Annotated in this window: 14 protein-coding genes; 10 read left to right on the top strand and 4 right to left on the bottom strand. The window is 45.4% G+C overall.

Annotated elements, in window-relative coordinates; genetic code table 11:
• Nucleotides 1-34 precede the first annotated feature (34 nt).
• Both MKY66_RS22070 and MKY66_RS22065 read right to left on the bottom strand, forming a co-directional pair.
• Nucleotides 35-796 (bottom strand): LuxR C-terminal-related transcriptional regulator, encoded by a 762-nt coding sequence (locus MKY66_RS22070; protein ID WP_076216445.1) that lies wholly within the window; start codon nucleotides 794-796, stop codon nucleotides 35-37.
• Nucleotides 797-822: 26 nt separating this feature from the next.
• Nucleotides 823-1,887 carry a suppressor of fused domain protein gene (locus MKY66_RS22065; protein WP_076216447.1) on the bottom strand — a complete coding sequence of 355 codons (1,065 nt, stop codon included), beginning with the start codon at nucleotides 1,885-1,887 and terminating at the stop codon, nucleotides 823-825.
• A gap of 147 nt (nucleotides 1,888-2,034) precedes the next feature.
• Between MKY66_RS22065 and MKY66_RS22060 the strand changes: the two genes are divergently transcribed.
• The 6 genes from MKY66_RS22060 to MKY66_RS22035 all read left to right on the top strand — a co-directional run bounded on the left by MKY66_RS22060 (nucleotide 2,035) and on the right by MKY66_RS22035 (nucleotide 10,488).
• Nucleotides 2,035-2,328 carry an antitoxin Xre/MbcA/ParS toxin-binding domain-containing protein gene (locus tag MKY66_RS22060; RefSeq protein ID WP_083657375.1) on the top strand — a complete coding sequence of 98 codons (294 nt, stop codon included), beginning with the start codon at nucleotides 2,035-2,037 and terminating at the stop codon, nucleotides 2,326-2,328.
• Between the two features lie 291 nt (nucleotides 2,329-2,619).
• Nucleotides 2,620-4,077, top strand: a complete 1,458-nt coding sequence (locus MKY66_RS22055) for a glycoside hydrolase family 1 protein (RefSeq protein WP_036668687.1) — start codon at nucleotides 2,620-2,622, stop codon at nucleotides 4,075-4,077.
• A 150-nt stretch (nucleotides 4,078-4,227) separates the two neighbouring features.
• On the top strand, nucleotides 4,228-5,895 hold the full coding sequence (locus tag MKY66_RS22050; RefSeq protein WP_339805936.1) for an S-layer homology domain-containing protein: 1,668 nt from the start codon (nucleotides 4,228-4,230) through the stop codon (nucleotides 5,893-5,895).
• Between the two features lie 44 nt (nucleotides 5,896-5,939).
• Nucleotides 5,940-7,370: a glycoside hydrolase family 1 protein gene (locus MKY66_RS22045; RefSeq protein WP_218639212.1), complete on the top strand. Its 1,431-nt coding sequence runs from the start codon at nucleotides 5,940-5,942 to the stop codon at nucleotides 7,368-7,370.
• A gap of 233 nt (nucleotides 7,371-7,603) precedes the next feature.
• Entirely contained in the window at nucleotides 7,604-8,455 is an 852-nt protein-coding gene (locus MKY66_RS22040; protein ID WP_036668684.1) for a PRD domain-containing protein, read from the top strand.
• Nucleotides 8,456-8,583: 128 nt separating this feature from the next.
• Nucleotides 8,584-10,488, top strand: coding sequence for a beta-glucoside-specific PTS transporter subunit IIABC (locus MKY66_RS22035; protein ID WP_076216453.1), 1,905 nt, complete (start codon nucleotides 8,584-8,586; stop codon nucleotides 10,486-10,488).
• A gap of 76 nt (nucleotides 10,489-10,564) precedes the next feature.
• On the opposite strand, the gene MKY66_RS22030 is transcribed toward MKY66_RS22035, so the two are convergent.
• Nucleotides 10,565-11,467: a LysR family transcriptional regulator gene (locus MKY66_RS22030; RefSeq protein ID WP_076216456.1), complete on the bottom strand. Its 903-nt coding sequence runs from the start codon at nucleotides 11,465-11,467 to the stop codon at nucleotides 10,565-10,567.
• A 184-nt stretch (nucleotides 11,468-11,651) separates the two neighbouring features.
• On the opposite strand from MKY66_RS22030, the gene MKY66_RS22025 reads away from it, so the two are divergent.
• The 3 genes from MKY66_RS22025 to MKY66_RS22015 all read left to right on the top strand — a co-directional run bounded on the left by MKY66_RS22025 (nucleotide 11,652) and on the right by MKY66_RS22015 (nucleotide 15,099).
• A complete protein-coding gene (locus tag MKY66_RS22025) occupies nucleotides 11,652-12,239 on the top strand; it encodes an ankyrin repeat domain-containing protein (RefSeq protein WP_076216458.1) in 588 nt (195 codons plus the stop codon).
• Nucleotides 12,240-12,289: 50 nt separating this feature from the next.
• A complete protein-coding gene (locus MKY66_RS22020; RefSeq protein ID WP_256704351.1) occupies nucleotides 12,290-13,633 on the top strand; it encodes a uracil/xanthine transporter in 1,344 nt (447 codons plus the stop codon).
• A gap of 287 nt (nucleotides 13,634-13,920) precedes the next feature.
• Nucleotides 13,921-15,099, top strand: a complete 1,179-nt coding sequence (locus tag MKY66_RS22015; RefSeq protein WP_076217271.1) for an IS110 family transposase — start codon at nucleotides 13,921-13,923, stop codon at nucleotides 15,097-15,099.
• A 150-nt stretch (nucleotides 15,100-15,249) separates the two neighbouring features.
• On the opposite strand, the gene MKY66_RS22010 is transcribed toward MKY66_RS22015, so the two are convergent.
• Nucleotides 15,250-15,627, bottom strand: a complete 378-nt coding sequence (locus MKY66_RS22010; protein WP_036617371.1) for a PilZ domain-containing protein — start codon at nucleotides 15,625-15,627, stop codon at nucleotides 15,250-15,252.
• 188 nt (nucleotides 15,628-15,815) lie between these two features.
• On the opposite strand from MKY66_RS22010, the gene MKY66_RS22005 reads away from it, so the two are divergent.
• Nucleotides 15,816-16,283 carry a DUF6386 family protein gene (locus tag MKY66_RS22005; protein ID WP_076214011.1) on the top strand — a complete coding sequence of 156 codons (468 nt, stop codon included), beginning with the start codon at nucleotides 15,816-15,818 and terminating at the stop codon, nucleotides 16,281-16,283.
• The last annotated feature ends 7 nt before the right edge of the window (nucleotides 16,284-16,290 follow it).

The raw sequence follows: 16,290 nt of genomic DNA, 5'->3' as shown, positions 1-16,290 counted from the left end.
TCATATACTACCTATAGGAATCTATAGGGGTCTTCTATACATAAGACATTCGGCTGGCAATTGAAACAGCTTCTGTGCTGGATTGCACACCTAATTTGTTAAAAATCACTTTTTTGTGATGATTCACGGTGCATTCCTTGATCTTTAATTTCAAAGCAATGGCTTTTACCGTGAGGCCTCCGGCTATCATCTCCAGAATGGTTAACTGACGCTCGGTGAACTCCACTGCCGGTTTGTCGCACAGTTCAGCAGTCTGTTGACTCTGGTAACAGTTCTGCATGTACGCTGGAATTAGCTTGGCAATGGCGATCAGTTCACCCTGCATATCCGCATTGATGGTGGACACATCCAGATAACCGAAATGTTGTGATCCCATGAACAGAGGTGAGGCGTAACAATGCCAGCTTTGAAAATAAGGACTTTCATGCTGCTCGGGCAGCAGCAGTACAGGCTTATTGTTATCCATCGTTTCTGATATGGCGTTAACTCCACAGCTCTTTGCAGTGAAGAACATGCCCGGACGAATGGGGGAATGTTCTACTACAGCTTTTAGATCTGAACTGTAATTCATGGAGAGGAGCACACCGTTGGTATCGGCGAGTAGAAAAAGATAAGTGCCCGTTAAATTCTCTTTGATAACCGAGATACTGTTCTGGAATGCATGAATCAGGAAATGATTGATTTTACGAAGCCTATCCAGACTGGATTTTGGTAAATAGTCGAACGGAGCCGTTCCTGCTGCATGCGAGCAAGTCGGGGACTGTTCGTGTTGTGAGGCAAATGTAATGGCAGGCATGTTGTTTCCTCCTTGCTGCACAGTTCTCATCCAATCGTTTGAATGACGTGTCCTTCCTGGTCCTTAATCTCTGTTCTAACAATCTGAACGATAATATGATCCAATGAAGTTATCTCGAATGTTCCTTCAAACGGGCGAAGGTTCTCTGCCAGCTCATCAACAATTTGTTTGTTCACCGTCAGGGTAACTTGTCTGTCAGACTCCAATACGGCTGGATGTTCTCCTGCTTCGAACAGAATATTAGTATCCGGTCCGATCAAGGATAGGGAGGCACCTTTCGAAATTCGGCTGCGAAGGATGGTGCCAACTAATACGGCTTGTTTGGCTCCAAGCTGGAGTTTGGCCGGGACCGATTTTTGCAGCAATCTTTTGCGAGGAGACTCCCAAGCCAGTTGTTGTATGAATAAAAACGCTGTGCTGGACCCGTCCTGTTCCATTCCATCCTCAACCGCTTGTATAACCGAAGGAATATCTGCGTACGAATTTCTCATCAGATCCGTCACATATTTGGGCATGAACATGGAGGAGGCAGACAGGAATCCACGAGCATTCCAGCTTTGAATCATTTCCAGTTCCCGACCTGTAATGCCAACCATCTGAATAAATTGCACTGAACCATTAGGCGTAGAGATTGCGGGTAGATCCGGATCTTCAATAAACGAGAGAGCAGTCAGCAAAGTATCAGACTCCAGACAGATGGGGCCATTGGCGTCCATGTAATCTCCTGGCTGAAAGATATTTCCGCTGTTGAACACGTAACGTCCTACATTCTGTAGCAGATTCAGCGCCCAGGCTGGCGGATCAGTCTCTGCTTCACTACGTGTAAGACGAAATGTGAGTTCAAAACCATACCCGCTCTTGGATGCATCCTGCATCTCTTTTTCATATAATTCAGAGAAACCATATGTGACAAAATGCCAGTGAGGCATAGGTGTGTTCACCGCATAGACGCTGATACCATCAAGTGGATCAGGCCCACCGAGCATATACGGAAGGGCAGTGCCGTAGTGTTTTGGCTCCTGTTCCCCATACAATTCACGCATGGATTGATCAATCGCATCCCAACCGGATGTGTTTTCTTCCTGAGTCATTATTGAATCCTCCTTGACTGTTCTTTCCCCCGAAAAACATTTAAAATTAAGTCTACCTGTTACAGAAACGGATTCAAGCGGCTTAAGGATGAATTGTGTCAGATAGGACTTCGGTGTTATTAATTGCAATCCAGGGAGTGAAATTACATGAGTATGAAAGGTATCTATTTAAAGGAGTTTAATCAGGCAAGCTGGGACTCATTTTCCGAATTGTTCGAAGAACTTGGACAAAAGATGGACCCTGCATGGGTAGAACGTGCGCGATTACAAGGGATTCCGGCAGATATAAGTCGGGTGCTTTTGTGTGAAATGGGGGAGTACGCTTTTGAATGGATGGCGAAAGATATCCCGGCTTTAGGGGACCAAAGTCCCGCTGTTTACCTGGAAACGGAGGAAGGAGCGCAGGCATTAAGGGCAGCGATTATGCGTATGCCGCGTTAATTTTTTCGATGGTGAGAGTGTGTGAACGATCAGTTGATCCAGTGAAGTTGATTTTGCAAAATAGATATGTTACGCTTACATTACAAGAGCAAACACAACAGAATATGCAATAACATCTTTTGATGGATTGTAACTGTGAAGACAGGCAAAACCTAAACTGATGGTGAAATGAAAGCTCCTTTTTTTGGTGCTATTTTACCTTGAGTTTAGGTTTTTCTTGTTTTCTGCTCTAAATTACACCATTTTTTATCTGGAAAAACCAAAATAAATTTCGAAAAGAGGTTGTTGTTCATGACCACGGCAAAAAAAGGATTCCCCGAAAACTTCCTATGGGGCGGCGCTACAGCTGCCAATCAATTGGAGGGTGCATTCGATAAGGACGGCAAAGGCCTCTCCACAGCGGACATGATCGCTCATGTTCCAAAAGAGAAGCGTACAGGCGGACATGCTATGGAAATTTCCTCTTCCCGAATCGAAGAGATCCTCTCCGGCAAATTTGAAGAACGTTTCCCGAAACGTTTTGGTATCGATTTCTACCATCACTTTAGAGAAGATATTGCATTGTTCGCTGAAATGGGCTTCAAAGTATTCCGTTTGTCCATTCACTGGGCACGTATTTTCCCGAACGGTTATGATCAAGAGCCAAATGAAGCAGGCTTGAAATTCTATGATGAAGTATTCGACGAATTGTTGAAATATGGCATCGAGCCGCTCGTTACATTGTCTCACTATGAGACACCGCTTGGCTTGACGCAAAAATATAACGGTTGGGCTGGCCGTGAAGTAATCCAGCACTATGTTCGATATGCAGAAACGGTGTTCAACCGTTATAAAAATAAAGTGAAATACTGGCTGACGTTTAATGAAATTAACGTCATGCTGTTCAGCCCTTACACTGGCGGCGGCATTCTGATCGATAAAGTGGACAACAAACTGCAAACCACTTATCAAGCGCTGCATCACCAGTTTGTAGCAAGTGCATTGGTAACGAAGCTTGCTCACGAGATTATGCCTGGATCCCAAGTGGGTTGTATGCTTGCTCGTATGGAAACTTATGCAGCAACATGTAATCCGGTAGATGTTCGTCTGGCTCAACACGAGAATCAAATCAACCTCTTCTTCACGGACATGCATGCTCGTGGTAAATATCCGAACTACATGGCTCGTTATTTTGAAGAAAACGACATCGTGATCCAAAAAGAAGCAGGCGATGACGAGATCTTGCTGAACAATACCGTTGATTTCATCTCCTTCAGCTACTACATGTCCGTAACCAAATCTGCATCTGCAGACAAGGAAGAAACATCGGGTAACCTGACTGGCGGCGTGAAAAACCCTTATCTGGAAGCATCCGACTGGGGCTGGGAGATCGATCCGATCGGTCTGCGCGTAACCCTGAACAACTTCTGGGATCGTTACCAGAAACCATTGTTCATCGTAGAAAATGGTCTGGGTGCATATGACCGTGTTGAAGAAGACGGTTCGATCCATGACTCCTATCGTGTGGATTACCTGAAAAAACACATCGAACAAATGAAAGAAGCCATCAAAGATGGCGTCGATCTGATTGGATTTACAGCATGGGGCCCGATTGACCTTGTGAGCATGTCCACTTCCGAAATGTCCAAACGTTATGGTTTCATCTACGTGGATCTGGATGACGAAGGTAACGGAACACTCAAACGTTCCAAAAAGGATTCATTCGACTGGTACAAAAACGTAATCTCCAGTAATGGTGAGCAACTGTAGTTCTCACGTTTTCTGAGCGGGCAAACCTGATATAACAGTTCGTGTTTAATGGAATTTAATGTTCCTGAGGGCCTGCTGATTAGCGTTTGTCCGCTTTTTTATGTGCTGCAAACATTACATATGGAGGGATATCTTTTGAAAAGATGGAGCATGAACACAAAAAGTATGGGATGGATGCTTGCCCTGACACTAAGTCTGAGTGTGATCTGGCCAGCAACCGTTGGTGCGGAAAGCAACCAGGTTACTCGAATCCAGGCCAATACCTATGTTGGTGATCCTGGAGAGATGGTAGAGTCCTTTGACATTAGTGTAGCGAATCCGGAGAAATATCAGAATCTGAAAGCTTCAGACTTCGAAATTACTGGCAATTATGATGGCTATCCTTTAAATGAAGCGGAAGAGATCATACAAAATGAGTATGAAGATGACGGAATAAAATTGACAATTACGGATCGTACCATCCATATGGCGGTAAAGCCTTTTAAATATCCAGGTGGATTTAAGTCAGCATTTGCAGTCACAAGCAAGGCGTATCCTGAACTTTCTTTTGACGATAAAAATGTAAATGTAATCAAAACGCGTACGGTCGATGAGTTTGAAAACGGACAATTTACAGGCAGTAATGGTGCGAACTTGTCCTATCAACTGAAACGAAGCACGTCCGAAGAACCAAAGCCGCTCATGGTATGGCTCCATGGTGGTGGCGAGGTTGGTACGGACGGGCGAAGTCATCTTACTGCGAATCGTGGAGCTGTAGTCTGGACGGAATCAGGGTATGATACTTCTGTACTGGCCGTACAGTATCCTGAGAATTACAGTTTCAAAATCTATGATAACCCGCAGCAACTGGCCCAGATGCAGGCGTACTTCGTGGCGCAGTATGAGTTGATTCAGAAGCTGGTTGCTGAAGGTGAAGTTGATCCGAATCGGATCTATCTGTCTGGTGTTTCCAGTGGGGGTGGCGGTGCCTTCCGTTTCTTGACACAATATCCCGATCTGTTTGCTGGAGCGATTATTGTAGCGGCCAAGGATACGGTAGCGGATTACACAGGATCTGTAGAAGCATTCAAAAAAGAACTGAAAGATATTGTGGATGTCCCAGTATGGATTATGCATGCAAAAAATGATCCAACCACTGACAGCCGGACAAGCTCTTTGGCTTATCAGGCTTTAACTGAGCTTGGAGCCAAGCATGTCAATATGATACTGTATGACGATGCATACATGGATAGCCAAAGACTGTATGGCGGCATGAAGCATTGGTCATGGGTACCGGCTTTTGACAACAAAGAAGTACTTGCCGACCTGTTCCAACTAAGCAAAGGAACTTCAGGGGAACAGGATGGAGGTAACATAGAACATGGAACAAAACCAACGGAGCCTGTGACAAGAGCGCAGATCGCCCTCGTGCTTGCCGACAAGTTAAATCTTCCTGAAGTATCCGAATCTGCTTACCCGTACACAGATTCTGCCCCTGAATGGGCTCGTCAGGCCATTGTAACAGTGACCAAGGCAGGGTTGATGAAAGGTGTCAGCAATCAGATATTTGCCTCGGGAGAGGAAGTAACACGTGCACAGATGGCAGTGATCGTAGACCATATTCTGACGAGTCGCGGCTGGAATGCTACAGACGAGTCAACTGTAGTATTGTTCAACGATTTGAATGATAAGCATTGGGCTTTTGAAGCCGTTCAAAATAGTGCCAAAGCCGGTATTATGTCCGGTATGTCCAGAGATCAATTTGGTTCATCAAAGTCGATTACGGGTGCTCAGCTGGAGCTGATCATGCAACGATTGGAACAACTGCCAACTAACTAAGTTCTATAACCAACCTATTATAGTGATAAATAATGAGAGGAATGATTGATATGACTACACCATTTCCGAAAGAATTCCTATGGGGCGGCGCTGTAGCAGCCAACCAACTTGAAGGAGCTTATAATACAGATGGCAAAGGGCTGTCTGTTCAAGATGTTATGCCACACGGGATTACAACGCCTAGAACGGAAGGTCCTACAGAGGATAACCTGAAACTGATCGGGATTGATTTTTATAACCGTTACAAAGAGGATGTTAAACTGTTTGCTGAAATGGGCTTCAAAGTGTTCCGTACATCCATCGCTTGGTCCCGTATCTTCCCTAAAGGTGATGAATTGGAGCCAAATGAGAAAGGTCTGCAATTCTACGATGACCTTTTCGATGAGTGCCACAAATATGGTATTGAACCACTCGTAACGATCTCTCACTATGAGACACCGCTGCATCTGTCCAAAACATATGATGGCTGGGTTAACCGGAAAATGATCGATTTCTACGAGCGTTATGTAACAGTGCTATTCAACCGTTTCAAAGGCAAAGTTAAATACTGGCTGACGTTTAATGAAATCAACTCCATCCTGGAGGAGCCATTCATGAGCGGCGGGATCTATACGCCAAAAGCAAAACTGTCCAAGCAGGATCTGTACCAAGCGATCCATCACGAACTGGTAGCCAGTGCGTTAGCTGTGAAACTGGGTCATGAAATTATGCCTGAAGCCAAAATCGGCTGTATGGTACTGAGCATGCCTACGTATCCGTTGACTCCGAATCCGGATGATGTGGTTGCAGCGATGCATGCGGAACAGCGCAATGATATCTTTGCTGATATCCATGCACGTGGTTACTATCCGAAATACATTAATCGTTATTTCAAAGCGAATAATATCAATATCAAGTTTGAAGATGGCGATGCTGAAATTCTGAAGCACACCGTAGACTTTATCTCATTCAGTTATTATGTAAGTATCTGTGAGACAGGTGATCCGGAGAAACGGGTTGAAGGAAAAGGAAACCTGTTCGCAGGTGTGCAAAACCCTTATCTCAAAGCGAGCGAGTGGGGCTGGCAGATTGATCCGCAAGGACTACGCGTAACGCTGAACAAATACTGGGACCGTTATCAAAAACCATTGTTTATTGTCGAAAATGGTCTGGGCGCAGTCGATGAGCTGATTACGGACGAAAATGGCAATAAAACGGTGAACGATGATTACCGTATTCAATACTTGAATGACCATCTGGTACAGGTTGGCGAAGCTCTTGAGGATGGCGTAGAAGTGATGGGTTATACGTCATGGGGCTGTATTGACCTGGTAAGTGCTTCAACAGCAGAGATGAAGAAACGTTATGGTTTCATCTATGTAGACCGCAACAATGACGGTTCAGGAACATTGGATCGTTACAAGAAAAAATCATTCCATTGGTACAAGGAAGTTATTAGTACAAATGGCGCAAGTCTTAAGAACAACAACGAGTAAATACTAGTTCTATAAGCATAGTTGTGCAAGCACCTTCTGATGTCACATTAACGCACATTAACCGCTTTCACAAAAACATTGTCATATGGATAATTATATGGTAAGATGGGCCTAAGGCTAATGAATACTGGATTGTTACTGTTCAATCAGGCAAAACCAGAAGCGGGGCATATTTCGTGACCTGCTTTGGTTTTGCCTTTTACTACTTTGACGGTGCAAGGTGATGTGAAGAAATGAAAATTGAGAAGGTGCTGAACAACAACGTAGTTACCGTAATTGATCCGGGAGGAAACGAACTGGTCGTTATGGGACGTGGAATTGCCTTCAAAAAGCATACTGGTGAATCGATTGACGAGAGTCTCGTCGAAAAAATATTCTCGCTTGAAAGTAAGGAAGTATCACAGAAACTCAAAACACTTCTGTCTGATATCCCGGTTGAATATGTCGAGTGCTCGGATGAGATTATCCGTTATGCCGAGACGGTGTTAGGTGAGAAGCTGCATGAAAGCATCTACATTTCACTGACGGATCATATTCATTTTGCCATTGATCGACATCGTCAAGGATTGCAGATCCGTAACGCATTGTTCTGGGAGATCAAGCGCATGTACCGGAAGGAATATGCCATTGGACTCAAGGCGCTACAGATTATTGAGGAAACGTTAGGTGTCCTGTTACCCGAAGACGAATGCGCATTCATTGCAATGCATCTGGTTAATGCCCAGATGAACGGTGAGATGAGGGAAACGATCAGTATTACAAACATTGTTAAGGACATACTTAACATCGTAAGACGTAGCTTTGTGATTGAACTTGATGAAGATTCATTGAGTTATTATCGATTTTTAACTCATCTGAAGTTCTTTGCCCAACGTGTGTTGCAAGGAACGGCGATTGAAGATAAAGAAGAAGATAATCCCCTTCATGACTTGGTGAGCAAGCAGTATCCGGAAGCACATGCATGTGCAGTAAGGATCAGTGACTATACGCGTAAGATCTATAATCGGGTGTTGTCCAAGGAAGAGATATTGTATCTGACCATTCATATTGAACGAGTTGTCAGAAATGAACAAACAATTGAATAAAATTGGGATTGTTACTGCTAAAAAGGCAAAACCTAAACGTTGAATAATGATAAGCTTTTCTGCTTTGTCATTATTCAGTGTTTAGGTTTTTTTTTAACCTTCATTACACATAAAAGGAGCAAAACACAATGGATAAACAACAATTGTCCAAGGATATTTTGAAGCTTGTCGGTGGCGAAGAGAATATCGATCAAGTCACACACTGTATGACAAGACTCAGATTCAACCTCAATGACAACAAAAAAGCGGACAAAGCGACGCTGAAAAATACACCAGGCGTTATGGGTGTTATGGAGAACGGTGGACAGTTTCAGGTCATCATCGGTAACGATGTGCCTATCGTGTATAACGCACTTGTTGGCAACATGTCCAAATCTCCAAACGCAGATAATGCAGCATCAAGTGCCTCAACTGGAGAAAAGAAAAAGAGAAATCCGGTAAGTGCGTTGTTCGACTTCATTTCCGGTATATTTACACCGATTCTGCCAGCGATTACAGGTGCAGGTATGATCAAAGGGATCGTGGCTATCCTTGTTGCCCTGGGCTGGTTGTCCGATACCAGCTCGACTTACATCATTTTGTCCGCAATTGGTGACGGTGCATTCTACTTCCTGCCAATCATTCTGGCGATCAGTGCTGCACGTAAACTGGGTAGCAATATGTACATTGGCGCGGCACTTGCCGCAGGTATAATGCATCCAACGATTACCGCGTTACTTGCTGAAGGGGATTCAACATTTGCAGGCATTAAAGTCATTGCCGCAACGTATTCCTCCACAGTAATTCCGATCATTCTCGCCATCTGGATTGCTTCTTATGTAGAGAAAGCCGTTGATCGTGTAACACATGCTTCACTTAAACTCTTGGTTGTTCCAACAGTAACACTGTTAATTATGGTTCCACTGACGTTGATGACAGTAGGTCCATTGGGTACGGTTCTTGGTAATGGTTTGTCAGGTGGTATTTCATGGTTGTTCGATAACATGTCCATCTTCGCAAGTATCTTGATTGGTGGTACGATGTCACTGCTGATCATTACAGGTATGCACTATGCGTTGCTGCCAATCGTTGTAGGTTCAATGACAACACTGGGTTACGACTTTATCATTCCACTGATGTTTGCAGCTAACTTGGCACAAGGTGGCGCAGCATTTGGTGTAGGTCTCAGATCGAGAAATAGCAAAACCAAATCCCTTGCTTATTCCACAGGTCTTACGGCTGTCATGGGGATTACGGAACCAGCGATGTACGGTATCAACATGAAGTTCAAAAAACCGTTTATTGCAGCCCTTATCGGGGGAGCGATTGCCGGTGGGTTCATGGGTATCTTCAATGTTAAATCTTACGTTATTACAGGACTTGCAGGTCTGCCGAGTGTGGCAGCATTTATCAGTCCAGCAATTAGCACACTGCTCTATGCTCTGGCTGGTGGTTTGATTGCCATCGTAGCTGCGGCAGTACTGACGTACATTCTTGGGTTCCAGGAAGAAAATGCATCAGAGCCAGTAGCTGCACCAGCAGCTGAGCCGGCACCAGCAGCAACAACTTCTGCTGCTGTAACTGAAGAAGCAAAAGCACAAGATGAGCAAGTATTCAGCCCAATCACAGGTGAAGTTAAACCGCTGAGCGAAGTGCCAGACCCTGCATTCTCTGAAGAAATTATGGGTAAAGGATTCGCAATTCAACCATCTGAAGGTCGCGTCGTATCTCCGATCAACGGAACCGTGTTCTCGTTATCGAAGAGTGGACATGCCATTGGTTTGGTAAGTGACACAGGCGCAGAGATGTTGATTCATATCGGGATTGATACCGTGAAGCTGAAAGGTCAATTCTTCTCTCCTAAAGTTCAAGCAGGTGCGAAGGTTACCGTAGGTGATGTATTGATGGAGTTTGACCGGGAAGAGATCGAAAAAGCCGGTTACACAACGATTACACCAGTCATTATTACAAACATGCATCAGTATGAGTCCATTGAGTCTGCTGGTCGCACTACGATCAAAGAAAAAGACTTGTTGTTCACAGCTAAAGCTTAACCATAAAAATGAAACAGCAGCTTTACCGGAATGAATGTAATCCGGTAAAGCTGCTGTTTTTTTTGCTTATAGTTTTTTACACGGGAAGCATCCCCTGAACCAATTGCACAAAGTGTTGTGCAGGCTTGGACAGATAACGGTTCTGCAGCCAGACCAGCGCCGAGCCAACCGTGGAATGCTGGTCCTGGATACGATATACGTGGAATGGGTGCTCGTGATATAGCTGTAGTACCGTGTGAGGCACGATGGAACTGGCGAAGCCGAGTTGGACCAGCTCGAGCAACATATTAATGTCTGAGCACTCACCCATGATGGAGGGGGTAACCTGATGCTCCCGGAACTTGTCCAGAATCAACTCGAACATACCGAGTCCTTCTGTGCTTGGAAGCAGTAGAGGGATACCTGTAAGCTGCTCAAAATAAGTCCCCATCTCCGCTCCTGGTCCCACCTCTGTCGGACTATCAAGCGGTGTTGAAGAAATATAGAAAAGGGGCTCCTGTGGCAGATGCAGCACCTCATAGCGTTCTGTCTGGACAGGCATGCGTACACAGGCGAGTTCAACTTTGCCATCTTCCAGCAGGCGGCATAATTGCGCAGATTCATTTTGTTGAATTTTATAGGTAACCTGTGGGTGGGTGGTGCGAAACTGTTGCAGTGCTTGCGGGATCAGGCGATCCGATATGGTATTGATGCCGATGGCGAGTTTGCCCCGTATGCCGTGACGGAAACTTTGCATCTCCATTACAGCTTCCTCCATATATTTGGTCAAGGTAACCGCATAATCATAGAAGCTGCGACCCGCCTGCGTTAGCTCCATCATGCGCCCTTTGCGTTCAAATAGAATCACACCAAGCTCTTCTTCCATTAACTTAAGCTGCTGGCTTAAGGGTGGCTGAGCCATGTGAAGTCTTCGGGCTGCTGCTGTAATCTGTTTCTCCTCAGCAATGGCAATAAAATAGCGACATTGTTTGATATCCAAGTGGTTGTTCTCCTTCGCCTGCAATGTATATGTAATTCGTATGGAAAGCCAACAAAACATGTATTTTTAATATACTACGATCTTATGTTACCATACATTAGATTTGCATACCTGACTAACAGGGTTTGGTTTCTATATGAATATTACTGCATGAGAAAGACCTTGAATTGGAGGATAAAACAACGTGGTTAGAACAATACATGATGCTGCTCAAGCGGGCCATACCGATGAGGTCATTCGATTTATCACACAACAGGGTAGCCGGTTGAATGAACGGGATGCATTGGGGCGAACACCTCTGCTGGCTGCGGTGCACGGTAACAAGATAGACACGGCAAGGATGTTAGTGGATGCCGGAGCAGACATTAATCTTCGGGATGCACGATTAGACAACCTGCTGTTATATGCGAGTGCTGAGGGGATGTATGACATGGTCGAATTGGCGATTACTGCAGGTGCAGATACAAGGTTAACAAATCGTTTTGGCGGCACAGCTCTTATCCCAGCAGCGGATCGGGGCCATGTGGACATTGTGGAGCTTCTGCTGACACGCAGTGATGTGGATGTGAACCATATCAACAACCTGGGGTGGACAGCCTTGCTGGAAGCGGTCATTTTGGGAGATGGTGGGCCGCGTCACCAGCAGATTGTTGCCTTGCTTTTGCAATATGGTGCAGATCCAAAGATCACGGATCGGGACGGGATTACACCGCTTGCACATGCGAGCCGTCATCGGTATGCCGAGATGGAACGACTATTAACCCAAGTCTGAAGAGACTTATACATTTATGATACAGAACAGTGAAAGGATATTCCAAACGAATGAACAGACATCAAGAGCATTTTTTACAAAAGAATATGAAGGACGTATCTTCACTGATTTTGGCAGGTATACAGTGGTTTTTCTTCCTGTTTACCAATACCGTTGTTGTTCCGCTATCCATTGGACATAATTTTCATCTGTCTCCGGATGCCATCGCTGCCTCCATGCAGCACGCATTTATCCTTACCGGAGCAGTGTGTATTCTTCAAGCCGTATTCGGTCATCGATATGCGATTATGGATGGTCCTTCAGGGTTATGGTGGGGATTGACGCTAAGTTTGACGGTGTCTGCTTCATCGGCCGGTATGAGTTTGGAGCGTATTGGCGGTGGGTTGGCTGCAGGTTTTCTGTTAGCGGGACTAACGATGGTGATTCTGGGTTGGCTGGGAGCAGCGCAAGTGCTGCAAAAGCTGTTCACACCTATGGTGAAGAGTGCCATGTTGTTTCTAATGACGATTCAATTAACGATGAATTTTTTCAAAGGCATGATTGGATATACGGAGTTTGGTCGTTTCGATCTGCCTGTTGCCGCATTGTCCGTTGTCATTGCATTTTTGGTGGCATGGATTCAATTAAAGGGTAGGGGGAAACTGGGGAACTACGCGATCCTGATTGGGATTGTGGCAGGCTGGATCGCTTATAGTCTATTGTTTCCTGGACAGCATGGCGGACAGCCTAATCAGGCCCCGGCAGGTCTTGAACTGTTTCCGTGGGGAGCACCCAGATGGGAACCGGGTATTGTCATTACTGCATTTTTCGTGGGGTTGGTGAACATGACGAATTTGATCACCACATTAAGCACAGTTGAGAAACTATACCGGACAGAAACAACAAGCCGTCAGTATAGGCATTCCTATGCGCTAACGGGTCTGTTCACGATGTTGTCAGCCTGTGTAGGTGTGCTGCCCTTTGGTTTATTTGCATCATCGATCGGATTCCTGGAGAGTACTCGCATTCTGCGTCGTGCTGCCTTGATAATTGGAGCGGGGATGTTATGTGTGATAGGTCTTACACCTTCAGTGACAGCATTTTTTGCACAAATACCACCAAGCGTCGGCAGTGCGGTTTTGTTCGTGGCTTATCTTCAGATGTTCGGCACGGCACTAAGAACGCTTGAAGGTACAACGTTTAATTCTAAAACGATCTATCGTGTAGCGCTGCCGGTCCTCACGGGAGTTGCGGTCATGAATATTCCTGCTGAGGCCTTTCAAACTTTGCCCATGTACCTCATTCCGATCATAAGTAATGGTCTCGTCATTGGGGTATTGGTCTCACTGGTTCTTGAAAAAACCGTGAACTGGTCCAAAATGGAACAACCAGCGACAGTTAGTAAAGCGGCATAAAGAGTTTCATCTTGCGACAGTCCAATTTGATTGGGCTGTTTTTCGTATTATCAGGTTAGCCAGTAATTACTGGTTGGCCTTTTTATGTGGTCGTTTTACGATGGGGGAAGCCGGGAGAACGTGGCGGTTTTAGGGGCTAGGACCTCGTAACAAAAACAGTTCTCCCACGACCTCCAAAAGACCATGTTTGGGCTGGTAGGGGCAGTTGACCCCGTATAACAAGCGAAGCTATGGGTTTGGAACCATCGTGGAAAGGACCGGCGAAACAAAAGATAAGGAGTGAGCATATGGAACCTGTTGTTGGTGTAGATGTCGCTAAAGGTTCAAGTGTGATACAGGCGTTTCAAAAACGAAATGAACCCGTTGGCAAAGCTATCGTCATTGAGCATGCTGCGAGTGGATTCGAACAATTCACGGAGATGTTAGGGGCCCTTCAAGCCGAAACGGGTGTTGCTCCTGTGGTTGTTTTGGAAGCGACTGGGCATTACCATCGTGCCTTGGTGTCCTGTCTGAATCGGAGTGGCTACACCTACTACATTGTGAATCCCTTGCAATCCAAGCGAGCCAAGGGAACGCAGTTACGCAAAGTTAAAACAGATGCTGCAGATGCTTGGCATCTGGCAGAGATGTACTATCGCGGCGACGTGAAGCCACATCGAAATTGGGATGAGACGTTTACAGAGCTACAGCATTTGACTCGGCAGCATGAGTTTGTCACGGGAATCTTTGTGCAGGCGAAGCTGAACAGCAGAGCCTTGCTGGAGCAAGTGTTTCCGGCGTATGAGCAGATATTTTACAATGTGTTTTCAACCACATCATTGACGGTGCTGTCTCATTGTTTGGAGGGAAGTGTGGCGAATTGGAATGAAGTCATTCAGGGTAATTCGGGACGATCCCATTCCAAGCGATGGGCCCATGAAAAAGCGAGAAAACTGGAGGAAGTACTGGATGAATGGAGAGGAATTCGGCGTAGCCCCGCTCAAAGCAAGGCACTGCTCGGAATGGTCTCTTTATTGTTGACGATGATTCAGCAACTGGAGGAACTCGAAAAACAAATGGAGGAACTCGCAGAAAATCTGCCCGAAGTCGAACTGGTGAGAAGTATCCCGGGAATTGGAACGAAACTGGCCGCAGCCATTGTAGCTGAACTAGGTGATGTGAAACAGTTTAGTGATGCGAAGCAACTTGTGGCGTTTGCGGGCCTTGACCCCGGGATTTTCAGTTCAGGAAAGTTCACAGCGACAAGTACACGAATCACGAAACGAGGTTCTAAAAGGCTCAGACGTTCGCTATATTTAGCGGTGCAATGTGGAATGCGAAAGAATGCGAATGCAAGAATCCGTTCGTACTACGAGAAAAAAAGAAACGAGGGCAAGCCCTACAAGGTGGCTGTGATCGCCTGCGCAAACAAGCTGTTGCATCACATTTTCGCCATCTTGCAGAAGGGCCAGCCCTACCAAGTTTAATCCATATTTAACCAAAACCTCCATTGCAGTGGAGGTTATTTGCATTGGTCGAAAAAAGTATAACATGAAAAGAAAACTCATCCAACCTGAAATGCTTGACAAACATTAGCTGGTTTTTGTTTTTTTGTTATCAGGCTATATGGCATCTAACTATTTCACAATAATTTTGCCTTGTCCTGCAAGCATTCGCATCTCTCTAGAGAGACGGTCCTGGTTCCCATCCTGCATTTCGAGTTGAACACCATAATGCCATGAGGTATTTTTTTCTTGACCCCAGCGGAGAGTGCCTTCCATATATAGAGGGTCTTCAAAGAGCAGCATATTCATTCCAATCCGAATATCGTTATTCTCTACAGGAAGGGACAGTGGAAATGACAGCTGACAGCCGGATCGACTGATATCGCAGAGTTCGGCCTGAATGGGTTTGGCTGGTGCGTTAACCCCGTTGATGCTGAGAATATAGATCTCAAAGTGGATCGGTTCCTTCAATGTGTAGCGAAAGGGTTCTTTTCTATTGTTAATTGACATGGCTTGGCTTCCTCCATCAGGTTCAAAAAAAGTCAGTTATGCTTATATCGACCATTTGGAGCGAGAAATGAAGAGTTGCGAAAGCAGAGATGGTCCATGGGTTCCTTTTACACGTGTATCAGGCTTGATATAATGATGGAATATATTTCTGAGGTCAGACCTGGATCAGACAGAAGGGACGGGTGAATATGAGAGGAACATTTCAAATGGTTACAGATACGGCAACATTGTGCCTGTATGATCTGGCAGCGTTAAAGCATCGTGCCCAGGATACTTCGGACTGGTGGTCCATTCCAGTGGATGAGCTGGCTGAGGTAAATGCAGGTCATTGTCTGTTCTTGAATCTGGGTACGGATGGAGTGTATGAGGTGGAATGGAGCCTGGAGGATGTAGAGGAGGATTCAGATCCAGATCACGCAGCGGAACGGGAAAAGGTGTATCATCTGCAAGTTCCGTCTGGGCACGTCTATCTGGGAGCGGCGGATGATGTCACTGGCGGTGAATTGGAGCCGGATGATACGTGTGAAGGGGTTCTGTTTCAGTTAAAACCCGGAAATTATGCGTGTATCGTCTCCAGAGAAGCCAGTCGGATCACCATTGTCATGACACCAAGTATTCAGGGAGATAACACGCTGGATGAATTAATCCGGATTTAGTGTACAT

This window comes from Paenibacillus sp. FSL R5-0766 (genome assembly GCF_037971845.1).
In the GTDB taxonomy this organism is placed as follows: Bacteria; Bacillota; Bacilli; order Paenibacillales; family Paenibacillaceae; genus Paenibacillus.
Note: the sequence above shows the minus strand (reverse complement) of the source record. Positions and strands in the feature narration are given on the sequence as shown.